The organism is Reichenbachiella sp. MALMAid0571, assembly GCF_040151475.1.
GTDB lineage: Bacteria > Bacteroidota > Bacteroidia > Cytophagales > Cyclobacteriaceae > CAXBNB01.
Genome location: NZ_JBDKWG010000143.1, coordinates 162,900 through 180,274 on the forward strand (window position 1 = coordinate 162,900; position 17,375 = coordinate 180,274).

Annotated in this window: 16 protein-coding genes; 7 read left to right on the top strand and 9 right to left on the bottom strand. The window is 37.2% G+C overall.

Annotated features, from left to right (window positions below; all coding sequences use genetic code 11):
* Nucleotides 1-6: 6 nt before the first annotated feature.
* From nadB to AAOP42_RS17325, 3 genes are all read left to right on the top strand, one after another.
* Nucleotides 7-1,572, top strand: a complete 1,566-nt coding sequence (gene nadB, locus AAOP42_RS17315; protein WP_349529820.1) for an L-aspartate oxidase — start codon at nt 7-9, stop codon at nt 1,570-1,572.
* Nucleotides 1,573-1,721: 149 nt separating this feature from the next.
* Nucleotides 1,722-2,303 (top strand): RNA polymerase sigma factor, encoded by a 582-nt coding sequence (locus tag AAOP42_RS17320; RefSeq protein ID WP_349529821.1) that lies wholly within the window; start codon nt 1,722-1,724, stop codon nt 2,301-2,303.
* 28 nt (nt 2,304-2,331) lie between these two features.
* Nucleotides 2,332-3,228 (top strand): hypothetical protein, encoded by an 897-nt coding sequence (locus AAOP42_RS17325; RefSeq protein ID WP_349529822.1) that lies wholly within the window; start codon nt 2,332-2,334, stop codon nt 3,226-3,228.
* A gap of 5 nt (nt 3,229-3,233) precedes the next feature.
* On the opposite strand, the gene AAOP42_RS23805 is transcribed toward AAOP42_RS17325, so the two are convergent.
* The 8 genes from AAOP42_RS23805 to AAOP42_RS17360 all read right to left on the bottom strand — a co-directional run bounded on the left by AAOP42_RS23805 (nt 3,234) and on the right by AAOP42_RS17360 (nt 9,841).
* Nucleotides 3,234-3,647: a GtrA family protein gene (locus tag AAOP42_RS23805; RefSeq protein ID WP_502947672.1), complete on the bottom strand. Its 414-nt coding sequence runs from the start codon at nt 3,645-3,647 to the stop codon at nt 3,234-3,236.
* 8 nt (nt 3,648-3,655) lie between these two features.
* Nucleotides 3,656-4,606, bottom strand: a complete 951-nt coding sequence (locus tag AAOP42_RS17330) for a glycosyltransferase family 2 protein (protein ID WP_349529823.1) — start codon at nt 4,604-4,606, stop codon at nt 3,656-3,658.
* 32 nt (nt 4,607-4,638) lie between these two features.
* The gene (gene trmB, locus AAOP42_RS17335; RefSeq protein WP_349529824.1) at nt 4,639-5,301 is read right to left on the bottom strand and encodes a tRNA (guanosine(46)-N7)-methyltransferase TrmB; all 663 of its coding nucleotides are present in this window, start codon (nt 5,299-5,301) and stop codon (nt 4,639-4,641) included.
* 4 nt (nt 5,302-5,305) lie between these two features.
* Complete coding sequence (locus tag AAOP42_RS17340; protein ID WP_349529825.1) at nt 5,306-6,586, bottom strand: bifunctional folylpolyglutamate synthase/dihydrofolate synthase; 1,281 nt, start codon at nt 6,584-6,586, stop codon at nt 5,306-5,308.
* 3 nt (nt 6,587-6,589) lie between these two features.
* Entirely contained in the window at nt 6,590-7,462 is an 873-nt protein-coding gene (locus tag AAOP42_RS17345; RefSeq protein WP_349529826.1) for a hypothetical protein, read from the bottom strand.
* A 2-nt stretch (nt 7,463-7,464) separates the two neighbouring features.
* On the bottom strand, nt 7,465-7,854 hold the full coding sequence (locus AAOP42_RS17350) for an ExbD/TolR family protein (RefSeq protein WP_349529827.1): 390 nt from the start codon (nt 7,852-7,854) through the stop codon (nt 7,465-7,467).
* Nucleotides 7,851-8,531, bottom strand: coding sequence for a MotA/TolQ/ExbB proton channel family protein (locus AAOP42_RS17355; protein ID WP_349529828.1), 681 nt, complete (start codon nt 8,529-8,531; stop codon nt 7,851-7,853). The genes AAOP42_RS17350 and AAOP42_RS17355 overlap by 4 nt, the downstream gene beginning before the upstream one ends.
* Before the next feature lie 110 nt (nt 8,532-8,641).
* Nucleotides 8,642-9,841 (bottom strand): SPOR domain-containing protein, encoded by a 1,200-nt coding sequence (locus AAOP42_RS17360; RefSeq protein WP_349529829.1) that lies wholly within the window; start codon nt 9,839-9,841, stop codon nt 8,642-8,644.
* Between the two features lie 229 nt (nt 9,842-10,070).
* Between AAOP42_RS17360 and AAOP42_RS17365 the strand changes: the two genes are divergently transcribed.
* The gene (locus AAOP42_RS17365; protein ID WP_349529830.1) at nt 10,071-10,457 is read left to right on the top strand and encodes a hypothetical protein; all 387 of its coding nucleotides are present in this window, start codon (nt 10,071-10,073) and stop codon (nt 10,455-10,457) included.
* 71 nt (nt 10,458-10,528) lie between these two features.
* Nucleotides 10,529-10,942, top strand: coding sequence for a tellurite resistance TerB family protein (locus AAOP42_RS17370; RefSeq protein ID WP_349529831.1), 414 nt, complete (start codon nt 10,529-10,531; stop codon nt 10,940-10,942).
* A gap of 36 nt (nt 10,943-10,978) precedes the next feature.
* Here AAOP42_RS17370 and AAOP42_RS17375 read toward each other — a convergent pair whose 3' ends face one another.
* A complete protein-coding gene (locus tag AAOP42_RS17375) occupies nt 10,979-11,797 on the bottom strand; it encodes an outer membrane beta-barrel protein (protein WP_349529832.1) in 819 nt (272 codons plus the stop codon).
* A gap of 382 nt (nt 11,798-12,179) precedes the next feature.
* Between AAOP42_RS17375 and AAOP42_RS17380 the strand changes: the two genes are divergently transcribed.
* Both AAOP42_RS17380 and AAOP42_RS17385 read left to right on the top strand, forming a co-directional pair.
* Entirely contained in the window at nt 12,180-13,760 is a 1,581-nt protein-coding gene (locus AAOP42_RS17380) for a PorP/SprF family type IX secretion system membrane protein (RefSeq protein WP_349529833.1), read from the top strand.
* Between the two features lie 28 nt (nt 13,761-13,788).
* The gene (locus AAOP42_RS17385) at nt 13,789-17,160 is read left to right on the top strand and encodes an FG-GAP-like repeat-containing protein (protein WP_349529834.1); all 3,372 of its coding nucleotides are present in this window, start codon (nt 13,789-13,791) and stop codon (nt 17,158-17,160) included.
* Nucleotides 17,161-17,375: the final 215 nt, after the last annotated feature.

A 17,375-nucleotide genomic window follows, 5' to 3' on the forward strand; every position in this document is an offset into this window, starting at 1 on the left:
TATACGATGCATAAATATGATTTTCTGGTTATCGGTTCGGGAATTGCAGGACTTACCTACGCAATCAAAACGGCTATTGAATTTCCTGAGGCTAAAGTAGCCATCGTTACGAAAGCCGATGCAAAGGAATCCAATACCAAATACGCTCAGGGCGGAATTGCAGTCGTTACAGACATGCTGGTTGACTCATTTGACCAACACATACAAGACACGCTGATAGCCGGAGACGGCCTTTGCAATCCTGAAATTGTAGAAATTGTCATTAAAGAAGGCCCGGAACGACTCAATGAACTTTTAGAATGGGGAACTAACTTTGACAAGAAAAAGAAAGGCGATTTTGATCTGGGACGTGAAGGTGGGCACACACAAAACAGAATTTTGCACCACAAAGACATTACTGGTTATGAAATAGAAACTACCCTCTTAAAGCAAATAAATGAATTGCCCAATATTACTGTACTTCAGCAACACTTTGCTGTTGATTTAATCACCCAACACCATATCAAAAACAAAAAAAACAATGTCTCAGAAGATACCGAATGTTATGGTGCTTATATTTTTAATGAAAAAGCAAAAAAGGTAGAAACCTATTTATCCAAAATTACCATGCTGGCAACAGGAGGTATCGGGCAAGTATATCAAAATACCACAAATCCAAAAATTGCTACAGGTGATGGCATTGCTATTGCTTACAGGGCAAAAGCTCGTGTCAGCAACATGGAATTTATACAATTTCACCCTACTGCACTGGATCACCCTCAACCCAATGCATCATTTTTAATTTCTGAGGCTGTAAGGGGTTTTGGAGGATTGCTGCGAAACAAAGCTGGCGAGCTTTTTATGCAAAACTATGATGACCGAAAGGAGCTCGCATCAAGAGATATTGTATCCAGAGCAATTGACAGTGAACTGAAAAAAAGTGGAGATGAACACGTTTACCTTGACTGCACTCATATCAAAAAGAAAAAATTCAAAAAACACTTTCCAAACATTCTCCAAAAATGCCAGGAAATAGGAATCAATCCTAAAAAAGACATGATTCCGGTTGTTCCGGCAGCTCATTATTTATGTGGGGGCATAGATGTGGATGAGCATGGACAATCGAGTATAAAGAATCTCTATGCATGTGGGGAATGTACCAATACCGGCCTTCATGGAGGTAACCGGCTGGCATCCAATTCACTTCTGGAAGCACTGGTATTTGCACACAGGGCTTACCTAAAATCAAGGCTGGAAATAGAAAAAGCTCAGTTTGTAACAGACATACCCGATTGGAATGATGAAGGTACTACTCCCCCAAAAGAACTTATCCTGATCACTCACAATAGAAAAGAACTTAAAGCCATTATGAACAATTATGTGGCTATCATCCGAAACAATGAACGACTGGAAAGAGCTTCGAACCGTCTGAAGGTATTGTATGAGGAAACAGAAGTGCTTTATAAAAAAACACAAATCTCAGCGCAATTATTCGAACTCAGAAATCTCATCACAGTCGCCTACCTTATTGTAAAGCAATCACAAAACAGAAAAGAAAATTGTGGGGCTTTTTACAATTCTGATCTTGCGTAAAACTTGATCTGACTGTTACATTACAAACAATTGGTATGCTGCCCGACACATTAACATTCGTTAACATCTTTTAACTGACCTTTAACATTTCTCCAGAGACTTTCGATCTAGATTGCTGCAATATCTTACACAAGGCAACTATTAGCAATTTGGAAGCATTATTAAATAAAACAAAAATCCTTAACCCCGATTTCAACTTGGATGATGAAAAACTTACGGAGTTATGTCAGGCGAATGACGCTTATGGACAAGAGGTACTCTACAACAGATATGTTCATATAATGCTAAGGCTATGCCTTAGGTATATGAAAGAGGAATTAGAAGCAGAAGACATAATGGTCACTGGTTTTGTGAAAGTATTTTCCAAAATCAATACATTTGAGTACCGTGGAGTTGGCAGCCTGGAAGGCTGGATCAAGAGAATTATGGTAAATGAATGCCTTATGGCTCTAAGAAAGAAGAAATATGACAAAGTAGGCTTAGACCATGTTTCGCACTTTCTAGACAATGGGATACAAATTGACAGCCAGCTGCATGCAGAAGAAATATTCTCAGCAGTTCAAAATTTACCACGTGGTTACAGAACTGTTTTTAACATGTACGCAATAGAAGGATATAGCCACAAGGAAATTGCAAAAAAGCTAAACATCAACGAAAACACTTCAAAATCTCAGCTGAGCAAAGCAAGAGGTTCTTTGAGGAAATCGCTGATAAAAATGGGTCTGGTATAGCCCTATAACCCGTTAAATGAAAATTTACATGGAAAGAAAAAAAGTAAATATTGAAGACATTAAAGGCAGTAAAATTGATCTTTTAGCAAAAAGAAAAATTGAAAGCCTTGACCTTTATTCACCACCAATATCCGGATGGAACAGAAGCAACACCTGGCAGGTTATTAAAAGTAAACTAGAAGGAGCTAATAAAACTGTAATCGTATGGGGATTTGCTGTAGCAGCATCAATATCTCTGCTGGTTGCAGCCAGTATCAATATCAACACTGATGCATTTTTTCATCAGGAACCAAAAATGGAACAAGTCCTGATATTAGAAAATAATAATTCGTCCAAAATAAATCATTTGGCTGAGGGAACAAATAAGACTGCAAGAAACGAGTCTGTCCTAAAAAATATATCCATCAAATACCCAGACCAAAGGAAGACTCAAAGTGATTTTAAATCTCCTGTTAAAATCATCAAACATGTACCAACACTTACAATATCACGTACTGCAAATAACACAGGAAAAAGCATTGAACTAAACCCATTTTTTTCGGCTCGTTACTCAGATTATTCGGGTATTTCTCCAACCTTTGGAATTGATTTTAAAGTATTTACTCTCTACAAACATCATATACGACATGATGTAATATTAGGTGGAACAGTAAATTTTCAAAAGGTAACAAACGAAAATTCAAGTAAAATACATCCCTTTACTTTTTTGCATGTTGGGTATGACAGGGTAAATGAAACCACAAGTAAAGGCTGGAGTACACAGGCAGGTTTTATGGTAAATCCTGATAGTAATGTCTATAAAAACAACACTGTTAAATTTTCACTAAACCGACAATTTAACAGCCATATAAAAGCTGGTCCTGAAGTCATTTTTACCGATAATTTTAAAAAGGCTTATCCTGGAATTTCTATTGTTTTGAGTTAAATTCATCACCTTCTCTCAAAAGAAAATCTTTTTGTATAATAATTATAGAAGAATATAGCTCCAGTCACAATGATTTTGGTTAGGAATTGGTATTGAAAAAAAACATCTAATTTGTTTAAAACTGATATCATTATTGTGCTCAACACCAAACCAATTAAGGAGAACATCATAGACAATAAGAAAACACTCTGCACTTTTCCTTTTATTGTAAATACATATTTTTTCTGAAGGATAAAATTCAATACCACCGCACATGAGTAAGAAATAATATTGGATACCTCTGGAGAGAAAAAGTTATAAAATAGTATTAGATAAAAAACATAGTCAAAGGCTGTAGCTATCACAGAAGTAAACGCAAACTTCATCTTTGGTGCAATAAAATGAAGTATCATGAAATACAGCTTTGCTAATGTCTCCATGATAATAGTTAAACTTTTACTGCTCGCTCACTTCCAACAAACTCCTCTCTGATTCTGTAAGTCTTTTTATTTTGAGTTTCAAAATAGGTTCTCACTATAAGCTCAGCCAAAAGCCCAATAGTAATCAACTGAACTCCTCCTAACAGCAATGTGATTCCAAGAATCAACAAAGGCCTTCCCCATATATCTTCTCCCATTATTTTGAGAACCAACAAATACATATTAATAGCTGAACCGAGCATAAATGTGATAATTCCGGCCGTTCCAAACAAATGCATTGGTTTTTGAAGGTACTTCTGAAAAAACACCATCAACAAAAGGTCACTCATTACCTTAAATGTCCTGCCCAAGCCATACTTTGATTCACCATGAATCCTGGGATGGTGCTTTACAGGCATTTCTGTAATATTAGCCCCCTGCAACTGCGCCAATACCGGAATAAAACGATGAAGTTCCCCATACAATCCCAAGTTCTTTGCAATATCTTTTCTGAATACTTTCAATGTGCAACCGTAATCATGGAGATGCACCCCTGTGAGCTTTCTAATCAATGCGTTGGCTATCTTGCTAGGAATTTTTCTAATGACCATAGAATCTTTTCTATTGGCTCGGATACCTGCTACAACATCCCAATTCTCATCTTCAAGTTTTCGCAGCATTTCAGGTATATCAGAAGGGTCGTTTTGTAGATCTCCGTCAATCGTTACAATAAAATCTCCATTGGCCTGATCTATGCCGGCAGCCATGGCAGCAGTCTGACCATAATTTTTGTTCAAAATTATGAGTCGGGTATTTTCACCTGCATTCGCCTTGATGTTAGGTATGGTTTTATCACTGGAACCATCATCTACAAAAATCAATTCGTAACTATGATTAACCATGGCTTTTTGCACATTCTCAATCAAAGGGACGATATTTTCCTCTTCATTGTAAACCGTAACTACAATCGAAAGCTCCATAAACTCACTTGGTTAGATTAGTTGCAAACCTACTATGATTTTTCAAATTGAAATTTCATATACTTAATTGATTCACCCTGATCATGAAAAAGTTTTTCGTATTTGGTTTTCACTCCATAATGCTCATCCATAAACTCAGAATTGTATAAGTCGTATGTATATTGAAGGTTTTTGATTTTGACCTGGTCCTCAAAAAGAGATAGTGTATAATCGAAAAGAGGTGTGTTATCAGTTTTGAACTTCAACCAGCCATCTTTTTTTAAAATACCTTTATACATTTCCAGGTATCTTGGACTGGTAAGACGCCTTTTTTCATCCCTGTCTTTTGGTCTGGGATCAGGAAAAGTAACCCAAACCTCAGATACTTCATCTTTTGCGAAATAGTCTTCGAGCTGAACGATATTAACTCTCAAGAAAGCTACATTATCCAGTTGGTTATTGATAGCGTATGTGCTTCCAACCCATATTCTGGCTCCTTTAATATCAACTCCAATAAAGTTTTTATCTGGAAATTTTTCTGCTAAACCCACTGTATATTCTCCTCTTCCGCATCCAAACTCTACCACCAAATCATTATCGTTACCGAATAACTCCTTTTTCCAGTTTCCTTTTATGACCTCAAAAACAGGCTTGCCTTTTTCAATAACATTTCTTCGCTCAGCATTGTCACTAAACCGCTCTAATTTCTTTCTCAACTAATTATAAATTTTCAATTTCAGCCACTACAAATGTGCTGCCCCCTATAAATATTACATCTTCTGATTGTGCATTATTTCTTGCACTTTGCAAAGCATCCCCGACTGAATTGAACTGTTGCCCCTCCAACCCATATTTAGTAGCTATCTCATACAATTCCTCTACTGGCAATGCCCTGGGTACTTTTGCAGCGCAAAAATAGTAATAAGCATCTTTAATCAACAATGCCATAATGTTGTCAATCAACTTATCATTTACAGTCCCAAATACAATGTGCAATTTCCTGTACTCAATTTTCTTCAACTGACCCACAACTTGTGCAATACCATCCTCATTGTGTCCAATATCGCATATAGTCAACGGCTTATCTGAGAGCTGCTGCCATCTCCCTTTCAAACCAGTATTGCTGCATATATTTTCCAATCCATTCTTCACATGACTGGCATTCAAATCAAAACCAATCCCATTCAATTCTTTAATTACTTCCAATACTGGCGGTATGTTTTTTAAAAAGTATTCCCCTTTTAGATCAGGATCAACCGACTCATAAATCTTTTTATTTTGAAATAGTAAATCATAAAAACCATCCTTATCAATCACTACTTCCCAACCATTACCTGCATCATTCAATGGAGCATTCATCAAGGCAGCTTGTTTTCTAATGACTTCTTTAGGTCGATTCATGATGTCACCCAGCACTACAGGAATACCTTTTTTGATAATGCCTGCTTTTTCATACGCTATCAAATCAAGTGTATTACCAAGCAAATCTTCATGATCTTTCCCAATAGTAGTGATCAACGACACCAGTGGTTTAATAATATTAGTCGAATCAAGCCTCCCGCCTAAACCTGTCTCTATCACAGCTATGTCGACATTCTCTTTTGCGAAATATTCAAACGCCATCACCACCGTAATCTCAAAGAAGGAAGGCGAAATTTTCAATATCTCATTTTCGTAATTGCTTACAAAACCCGCTACAAAGTCTTCACTGATCATTGCGCCATTGATCCTGATTCTCTCTCGATAGGATTTCAAATGAGGAGAAGTGTAGAGTCCTGTTTTATAACCCGCCTCCTGTAAAATAGAGGCAATTGCATGAGCGCTACTCCCCTTGCCGTTGGTACCGGCAATATGAATAGATTTGAATTGATTATGGGGGTCTCCTGTTATTCTGGAGAGTTCTATTGTATTCCCTAGGTCCTTTTTGAATGCTTTTGCTCCAATCCGTTGGTACATAGGCAGTCTATTATACAAGAAGTCCAGGGCTTCTTTATAATTCATAAACTAACGAGATTGTATAATAAATGTAATTTTACCCTGTGATGTAGCGGCTACCGAACGGTTTTGAGCAGTCTTACTAAATGTAAGGTCCATTACAGCGTCCTTGTAAATTTTTTCAACAGCAGGTGATACTGTTTTTTCCAGTGTCTTCACTCCAATAATCTCTCCGTCACTATCTACAATTATTTGGAAAACGATTTTACCACTTTCATCCGACTTATCATCAGGTTCCGGTTCAAAATCCCATATCCAACCACTTAAATCAAGACTTGCTCCGCCACTATTGCTTTGTGAATTGGTATCTCCTTTTGATCCTGTATAAATGGCACGTGAATCGATTGTTGGATTTTCTGTCGGCTTTTCTTCAGAATTTTCCTTTCCGGTTTCGCTTTTTTCTTTGGTATTTTCAGTGGGCTTCTTTTCCTCTTTTACCTCTTTAGGTTTTTCCTCTACAACTTTCGTCTCCTCTTTCACTTCTTCCACTACATCCGGACTATTTATATCTTCCGTTTCCACTACCTCTGCCTCCTCTACCGGTTCGGCTTGAGTCTCTTCTACCACTTCCTCCTCTACAGCTTCCTTACTTTCACTGGATTCTGAAGTTTCTTGTACAGGTTCTTCTTCAACTGGCTCCTTGGCTTCTTGCACTTCCTCAACACTTTCCTGCTGACTTTGCTCCTGCTGATCACTTTCTACTTTCCCGGTAGAATTGCTCTGCACAAAACTCAATTCAATGCCATATTGTGGAATTGGTGGATCGGGCTCTGACCATGCCAACAGGAAAAAGAAAAGTATCAACAAAAAAGCATGAAAACCCAATGAGGTTATCATACTGATTCTACGATTCTTTTTTTCTTCAGGATCAATGATTTCCATGATCAATCAGGTTTCGTTGCAATAGATACTTTAGCTTCAAGTTTTGTGGCTATTCCTGCTACCATTACCAGATCTTCTACAGGTACATTTTTATCACAGTGCAATACGACTACTCCTTCTTTTCCACTCAATTCATTTCTCAATACCATTTCCAATTTATTGGACGATACTTTTTTATCATTTACGAAAAAATTACGGTCCTTAGTAATGGTTACGCTTACTTTTTGAAGTATTATTTTAGAACTCTTACTGGAGGGTAGATTTACTGGTAGTCCTGAAGGGGTAACAAATGAAGCTGTAAGCATAAAGAATATCAATAACAGAAATATTACATCTGTCATTGAAGACATGCTAAATGATGCTTGTACTTTATGTTTAGATTTTATATTCATTTGCTCTGAGGCTCTTGTAATAAGTCTATAAATTCTATAGAAGTATATTCCATACTATGGACTAATTTTTCCACTCTGGCTATAAGAAAATTATAACCCAAATAGGCCAAAATACCTACGAATAAACCAGCAGCAGTAGTAATCATAGCTTCATAAATACCACTGGAAAGCAGCTTAGGGCTCACTACTCCTTCTTCTTGCGCTATTGAAATAAAAGCCTGAATCATACCCGTTACGGTTCCCAAGAACCCGATCATAGGAGCAGCACCGGAAATAGACGCCAGCAAATTAAGGTTTTTTTCGAGCTTATACAGCTCTATTTTTCCCACGTTTTCGATAGATGCCTCAATATTTTTCAGGGGGTGACCTATTCTCACAATGCCCTTTTCAATCATACGGGCAATAGGAGTTGCAGTTTGGTTGCATAGCATTTTTGCTCCGCTTATATCTCCGTTTATTACCAATTGTTTTATCTGATCGTTGAATTGATCGGGGGTTTTTGCCGCCTTGTTAATGGTCATAATGCGTTCGACAAAAATATACACTGCCGTGACCGACAGTAGTAAAATGGGGATCATCATATAGCCCCCTTTAAACAATAATTCCAGAAGAGAAATATTCGCAGGTATTTCTTCAGGCAAGTCCTGAAGCCTTGCCAAAAGGATTTGTCCAATCATAAATTTTATGTTTATTTTCGATTATAAAACAAAAGAAAGGCATAATACCTTTCTTTTATAATATTCTTTAAATTTTAAACGGGAAATCATCAATATAAGTATATCAACAATTAATATTTAAGAGTCCATATATCTTCACCATAAGTAGATTTGTATGAACCTATTTGAGCCATGGCATCTGCATAAGAATCAAAATCAACTACAGATACTCTATACCTCTTAGATTTTCCAAAGGGGAAAATAACTTTAACACCTTTTCCACTGGCGGATAATTCCTTAGCATAGTCATTAGCCAAATCCTGATCAATAAAGCTACCAATAATGATGTATGACCTGCCTGTTTTAGATTGTATCTCTACGATCTCTCCCGCTGGTGCATTACTTCCAGGTTTGGGGCTTGCTTTAGAGGTACTGCTTTTAGTCGCAGCAGGCTTAGTTGTTGTTTTGGCAGGTGTAGTGGTATTTGATTTTGAATCTTTCTCACCAGCAGTTTCTGCTGTCTTTTCACCCCCGTCTTTGGATTCAGCCACTGGTTTTACTTCGGGCTTTTTAGTTGATGCTACTTGTTCTACCTTCTTTTCTGACTTTTCAGAACCTACTCCAATATCCTGAGTAAAGAAATAATAAAAAATAAATCCAACAAGTGTAAACCCAATTGCTCCAAATATAATTACCTTGGCAAAACCACCTTTGGACTCATCATCTGAGTACGGCTTATATGTTGGAGGCAATTCCGCATCTTCAGCAGATTCAAATTCCATCTTTTCTTCCTGCTTCAGACTGATGTCATCGCTTGCAAAAATCGACCCCCCATCAAAATCACTATCATTACCAAACACATCACTCTCAGATGGCTCGCTATCATCCGCAGCAAACAAAGATTCTGTAGAACTTTCTTCTTCATCTTCATCAGCCATACCAAGAGCAGCCAGTTCGTCAGGGCTTGATATCTCGTTCAGGCTGTCATCCTGATTATCAACATTATCATCAGAATTCATGTCAATTGAATCCAATACAGACATGTCATCATCATTTGTCTCGTCAGACGATTCATCATCATCCGAATCTTCTCCCAGCCTGTCTGAAATAAGTTGAGCACTATCCATGACATCTTCTACTTCATCAATGCCTTCGTCAAGTGCAGAAACATTGGAATCAGTGTTATCAGAAGAATCATCGTCTAAATCCAAATCTAACTCTTCCAATTCTTCAAATTCAAGATCAGGAAGACCGAAATCATCATCATCTTTTGAACCTGAACTTTGTTTTTTATCTTCTTCGAAACCTTCTTTATGGAGATCTTCAGCCATAATAATTGTATGTGTGACGTTTAACTTTTAACAAATCTATTTAAATATAGCCATAAAAGTAACAATATTTTTAATAATACGATTTAATCTTTAACATGAGTAAGTATGACGATACTTGGTATTTTTATCCTTATTTGATGGAAGCAAAATAAATCATCAACACAAATCCCTACTTATCTATGAATGATATTGTGAATGTTCATAGTTTCGCCATAAATTCATTGAAATCATGAAAATAAAGTTTTTATTGGCGTTTACATACATCTTACTTGTTGGGTGCGAAAAAAAATCATTAGTACTAGCTGAATTGGATTTTTCTCTTTGGGAAAATGATAAATTTGGATGCAATGGCTATAGAAAAGATCAAACAAATTTATTGGAACACAACAAAGATGATTTGCTTAAATTTTCAGAGAAGGAAATTGTCAGTATGCTGGGAGTTCCCAATGAAACAGAACTAATTGACCGCAGTGAAAAATATTATATATACACACTGCAAGGTGGCTCAAAATGCAATAAAGACAATCATACTATAACCTATCTCAGGTTGAGGTTTAATTCTCTCGGTTATTCCAAGGAAGTACTAATTTTGACAGAAAAACACAATAATTCTTAACTTGTTATATACTTTTGGATTAATATTCGTTAATCTTAAGTACTCTTAATAACATTTATTAGTTTTTAGTTATGTCTTACATCAAAAGTCAACTGAGTTTACTGGTTCACCTGTCAAAAGTGGACAAGCACATAGCTGAACCTGAAGCCAAAATGATCCATTACATAGGTGAAAGAAATGGTATTTCTTACGAAGAAATAGAAGCTATTATTGACAATCCCGGAGACATGCCTTCAATTTCCAATCTCGATCCGGAAATGAAATTTGATTACCTCTACAATATAGTACAACTGATGAAAATAGATGGTAAGGTTTTCCAAAGCGAAATAGACTTTTGTGAAAAAGTAGCTTTAAGATTGGGATATAAGCCCGGAGTAATTGCTGATTTATCAGCATACATATACAGTGACCCAAACATCAACACAAACAAGGATTATCTGAGAAGCATTGCGGATGGACATTTAATTCCAAGGAAAAAAAAATAGAAAAAAGCACCTTCCTGACAAACCGCACCTATTAACTTATTTCTTCTTCTTATTAGATAGTTTATTAGTCGAAGACCCCTTTCTTCTGTCGGTAGGGTTGTACCCAAATAAGAGTGCCGTGGAAACCAAAATTTGATTGTTAGCGTACTGTAAGTTTTCTTGAAAACTCACTCCCTCCTGTAATGGAAAAGAATCCAATGCCATGTTAGAGTGACCTTTACTATACCTTACTTCTACAGACACTCTTTGTCCTGATGCCAGATCCAAAAGAGTACCTATTCCAAAATCCAGAGCATATTGTAATCTATTGGACTTCCTGACAGTAAGGATACCATCTCCCACTCCATCTACTGATTCTGAAAAACTCACCTTGTAAGAACCGCCCCCAACTCCAAAGTTATCATCACCTTCTTGGGTATAATAATTGCCCGATCCATTGAGCCAAAAACTCAATCTTGGACCTGCTACGGCAAAAACCGAAACAGCTCCGGCACTAAAAAGGGTTGCTCTTCCTAACAAAGGAACCGACAAAAAAGAATATGTAGATTTACTTTCCAATTCCAAACCTTCCGGGGTATTCCCTACAGAATTTCGAATTTGCTGGTAGATCATTTCAGTATGAACAGCAAAATTCCTGTCCGTTGTGTATTGCATTGCAAAACCCGCATGCCAATTGATATCAGGGTTTATATCATACTGTTTTTTGTAGGTTTTGTCCTGATAAGCATGATTATTCATTTGCACACCAGCTTTGGGCCCAAACCAAAATTGTGCTTGTGATTCTACTGATACAAAAAAAACTATCGAAAGGACGATTAAAACTCTCATTAGCATTATAAAATGATTAATCCGCATTGCTGATATAAAAAAAAATAAAAATACGAAATATTTCTATAAAATATTCGAAAAGTTAAACAATTGAATTTCTAACACCAGAAATACTTACTTTCTAAACACCAAAACCTACACATGGTTAGGCAATTTCACTCCCACCAATTACAACCCTTTTATTACAGTTTATCCTATTCTAACTTTCAGTAAACAACTGATCCATCTGCCTGTGCTTAGGATCAAGCGTTAAAAGTAGAATAAACACTCCAAATTTCTCAATTTATAAACTTATTGATATCAATTATGAATTTTTTCATGATATTGATATAGATTTGATACCTATTAGTAATAATAAGGAATTATACAAACTATCGGTAAAGCGATTTTATAATCCTATAATTTCCCAATGAAAAAAATATTCGCAAGCTGCCTCTTCTTCTTCCTGTTCAATCAATTGTTAGCGCAAGAGCAAAGAGTGTTCAGCCAATTCTTCATGAACCCATATATTTATAACCCTGCATATGTGGGAGTAGAAGGGCACACCGCTCTTTTTGTTATGTATCGGTCTCAATACACAGGTTTGAAAGGTGGCCCTTCTTTTTCCCATGTGACTTTTCACACTCCGCTAAAAGGAGGTATTGGAATTGGAGGAATGGCTTTCAACGAGCAAGAAGGTGGCATATTAAATACTTCCGGGTTTAAAGTATCAGCCGGCTACCTGGCTGCATTTGACAGAAAGCATTACCTAAGGTTTGGTATGTCTTTAGGAGCAGGAACCACATCACTGGATGCTTCAGACCCTGCAATTGCTGCTGATATATTTGGAGATCCTGCATTTGCCAATTTATCCAACAAATATCTTATTGCAGACTTTGGAGTTACCTATCACTTTGATCACTTCAACTTTGGGGTATCCATACCCAATCTGGTTAGTAGAGAAGTAATTTCATCAGAAACATTTTCCCCTGTTAAAATATCTCCACTAGACAACATATTAATCAAAATGAATTATCGTGGACATATAGGCCATGATTTTGCTCTCGAACCACACCTGTTATATAGGTATTCGCATATTACTACCAGTCAATACGAAGCTGCTTTAATTGCTCATATCAAACACATAGTATGGGTAGGTGCATCTTACCGTGAAGGTGCAGGAATCAATGCCCTCGTAGGTTTTAAAGTAAAAGAAAAGCTAGGCATAGGATATGCTTTTGAGTTAGGAAACAGTAATATCTCATCCATCACTGGTAATACACACGAGTTACATATTGGGTATCATTTGAGTGAACATAAAAAACACCATGGCCACCACCATTCGTTTATCAAGTCTCATAAACTAACTGCAGAAGAAAGAGCTAAACTTGCAGAGCAAAAAAGACTCAAGCAAGAACAGAAGGAAAAAAGAGAAGAAGAAAGACTGGCCAAACTCAATCAAAAAACTGAAGTTGAAAAAGAAACTGAAGCGGACAAACCCGACGTTTCTAATAAAGAGAATGAACAAAAACCTGAAGCTACAGGTCAAGAGGTAAACAAAGGAATCTCTCAAAACAATACAGCAACGGAAAATATAAAAACAAATCAGCCTGATTCTAATAAGAATAATACTGATAATACAAGCGTTAGCCCTTCAAAAGGGAACAACAACATTAGTATGCCGACGAATAAACCAACAACTGAAACCAATGTGGCTGTCACTTCACCTGAAGGTGCACCAAGAATGAAAAGAGGAACTCATTATTTAGAATTACCTCCGGGAAATCATGTGGTAGCAGGTGCATTTAGTGAATTTCAGCACGCTGAAGATTTTAGTGATACCATGTTTGAACGAGGTTTTCATGATACGATACTTGGATATCAATCTGAGAAAGGGTATTACTATGTAATAATATTCAGATCAGATGATCATAGCAAAGCTGCTGCACAGCGCAACAGGATAAGAAAATCTCCCGGAATGGAAAAAGTATGGATATTAACAGTAGAATAATTTGATGGACAGATCAATAAATAGGGTTATGAATATTTATAAGAACACAATCGCAAGCTTCATCTTAATAGCTATACTACTTTCGGGATCAAAATCTTTTGGTCAGGCTCCACCTTATATTAGTAGTATTGACAAAACCTCAGGTACAATTGGTGAGACCGTTATAATTACGGGAACTAATTTTTCAACTAACTCAGCAGATTTGTCGGTTAAATTCGGAGCTGTAGAAGCAACTATTGTGTCATCCACTGCCAATATCATTGAAGTAACGGTACCCTCCGGAGCTACTTTAAATACTGTAAGTGTCACCAAACTCAGCAGCAAATTAACCGGCTATTCAAATGAATTATTCAGCATTGGTTTTAAAGGCCAGTCTAATGTATTAGCTTCATTTGACAATCTGACGACTTTCCCTACCGGTACTGCTACTTACGACTTATGTCTTTGCGATTTCGATGGAGATGGATTGTCAGACATAGCTGTCACGAACAGTGAGTCAAATGAAGTATTTGTTTACAAAAACAACAGCACTCCTACTACCTCCAGCTTTACTAAAGTGTCAGATACTGATCTCAATATTGGTTTTCGCTCTATCAATACAACTTGTGGGGATTTAGATGGAGATGGTAAGTCAGATTTAATAGTAACTCAGGGTGGATCAAATAGTAATGGAGTATTTGTATTTAAAAATACGAGTAGTGGTACTGGTATCTTTGCTTTTACCCGCATAGGTGCAAACCTGGCTGTACCAGACCTGACTTTAAAAAACAAAAGTGATGGCAATATAAGAACTGCCAGACGTGTGGAAATAAATGATCTGGACTTGGACGGTAAACCTGAAATTATATTAACAACAGAATCCGATCATGTGCTTGATATTTTCAAAAACACAAGTACCAGTGGTACTATTAGCTTTAACACCACTCCTACTCAAATAACCCTTCCCGAAAGTATCATCACATCGGGTTTAGATGTAAAAGATTTGAATAATGATGGGTTGCCTGAAATAGCAGTTATCCATGACAAAGCATCTGATATTTACATTGTACCCAACCATAGTGAACCCGGAACATTAACTTTTGATGAAGCCATAAGAATTTCAGTAAATGGAACATTTCAAAATCTGAAAATTGGAGACATCAATAAGGATGGATTCAATGATATAGTTGCCACAGATAGGATTTCTAACAAAGTTGTTGTATTGGAAAACACTACAACAGCCGTCGGTGCTACTGTAGCATTATCACTCAAAACTACCATTACCTCCGGAATCAGCCAACCTTGGGGGCTTGACTTAGGTGATTTAGATGGGGACGGAAATATAGATATTGCTACCGCATCCACGTCTGGCTCAAACATCGTTCAAATCATTGCAGGTAATAGTTCATCAGATTTTACTTTCTTCGGTGTGGTAAATAGAAATGCCACATCAAATTCCAGAAATATTAAAATAGGAGATTTGAATGGAGATGGCAAACCCGACCTGGCATTTACACATAAAGTCAATTCAGGACTTTCCGGTCAGCTTGGTATTTTCATGAACCGCAATTGTGTGATTGCTGAAATCACCCCTTCGGGTGACACAGAAATATGTACCGGACAAAATCTGAATCTTGAAGCTACTAAAAGTGGTGGAGCTACCTACACATGGGATCAGGACTCGAACAAAGATGGAGTGTTTGACAATCTTGCTGTAAAAACAGGGGCTGACAATTTCCTTGATGTTACCGGAACAGGTTCAGGAAAATACAGGGTAACTATATCCGATGGATTGAGTTGCTCAGAGGTTTCCAATATTGTTGACATAACCATCTCAGCCAGTGGAATAGCTGCTCCTGTAGCATCCAGCAACCCTGCATCAGGAACAGCTGTTTGTGAAGGTACTACGGTGAATTTATTCGCTAGTGGCTCCTTAAATAGCTATGAATGGACAGGGCCTAATGGTTACACTTCCGCTGATCAAAACCCTGTACTTACCAATGTAACCCCTGAAATGACAGGGAAATACATAGTAACAGGCAGAGACCTTAGTGGCTGTATCAGTCAGGCAGCAGAAGTAACTGTAGTAGTAGAAACGCTACCTGTAATTGCAGTGAATAATTCAGGCCTGGATATTTTTTGCCTTGGCTCTACAGCAGAAATTTCCGTAACCAATTTTGGTAGTAATTATTCTTATAAATGGAAACAAGACGGAGTTGATATTCCTAGTCAAATAGGCACTACACTGAATGTGACAGAATCAGGAAACTACTCTGCAGTAATCACCAGTGATGCCAACGGTTGCTCGCACGAAAGTTCAGCACGTACATTAACTGCTATTCCTGTTCCCACAAACTCTATTACTTCAGATGATTTAATTTGTGAAGACTTACCCCTTGTTTTCAATGCTCCTACCGGAGATCAAAACGGGCAGTCAATTACTCATTCCTGGGATTTTGGTGACAGTAGCCCTACTGAAGAAGGAGCATCAGTAAGCCACACTTATGCAGATGCAGGAGTTTATACCGTGACGTTAACCACCTCCTATACAAATGTTGCAACTTGTAATCCAACAGTTAAAACAAAACAGGTAACCATTCAGGAAGTACCCAATTCTGTAACCATGGATGACATAGTGATCACCACCAGCACCGGATCTACTGAAAAATGTCCGAGTGAGGCATTGGATTTAAGTGTTTCTGATCTCTATACCAATTACTCCTGGTTCACAGAACCCGGCACAATACTCTCTACAAGTAATTCTTTAGATCAAATAACTGATCCTCAAAAAGGTGATAGCCCGGTAACATATACGATGACTGCAACAGATGCTGCCGGGTGTGACTTTTCAGCAGAAGTAACAATTTCTTTAAAAGATGCAGCAGGAATTTCCATATTGTATGAAAATGCAAACGCTCCTGATGAAATAAATCTGGAAGATGGGCAACTATCAGTTGATTTGGTTGTTGATAATGCAACTGGTATTACATGGACACCAGAAGAAATATTTGATGATCCTACCGCTGAAATGGTAACTGCTATTCCAAATGACATCAATATATTGGTGAAGGTTTTTGGTACTGATCCTAATGGCTGTGTAGAGTCTGATTCTATTCGAATTATCAATCCTATTATTAGGGCAAAAAGTGTATTTTCACCCAATGGAGACGGTATTGGAGCTGAATGCTGGGAAATTACTAATGCGCGATCCAAACTGGATGGTTGCACCATTTACATATTTGATAGTAAAGGGCAAATAATCAAACAAGAAGCGATTACTACGCAAGCTGATGACTGCATTTGGGATGGTACCCATAAAGGTCTTTTACTGCCAGAAGGGATATATTACTATGCCTTGAAATGCGTTGACAATGCCAATGTACCTACCAACTTATCAGGCTCCATCCTGCTCGGACGATAATCCCTAATTTTGATACATTCATAGTAAACTTATTACCATTCATCGAATTATCCCCTTAAATTAGTTCAATTTTTTATCGAATTAATGCATTTTTTAAATTTTAGATTATCTTTAGCAGTTAAAGTGCCACAATTATGCTTTAATTAGTAAGTGGTATTTGTATTTTTCAGTGATTACTGGCTAAAAATATATTTATATTTAATGGAAATTTATAC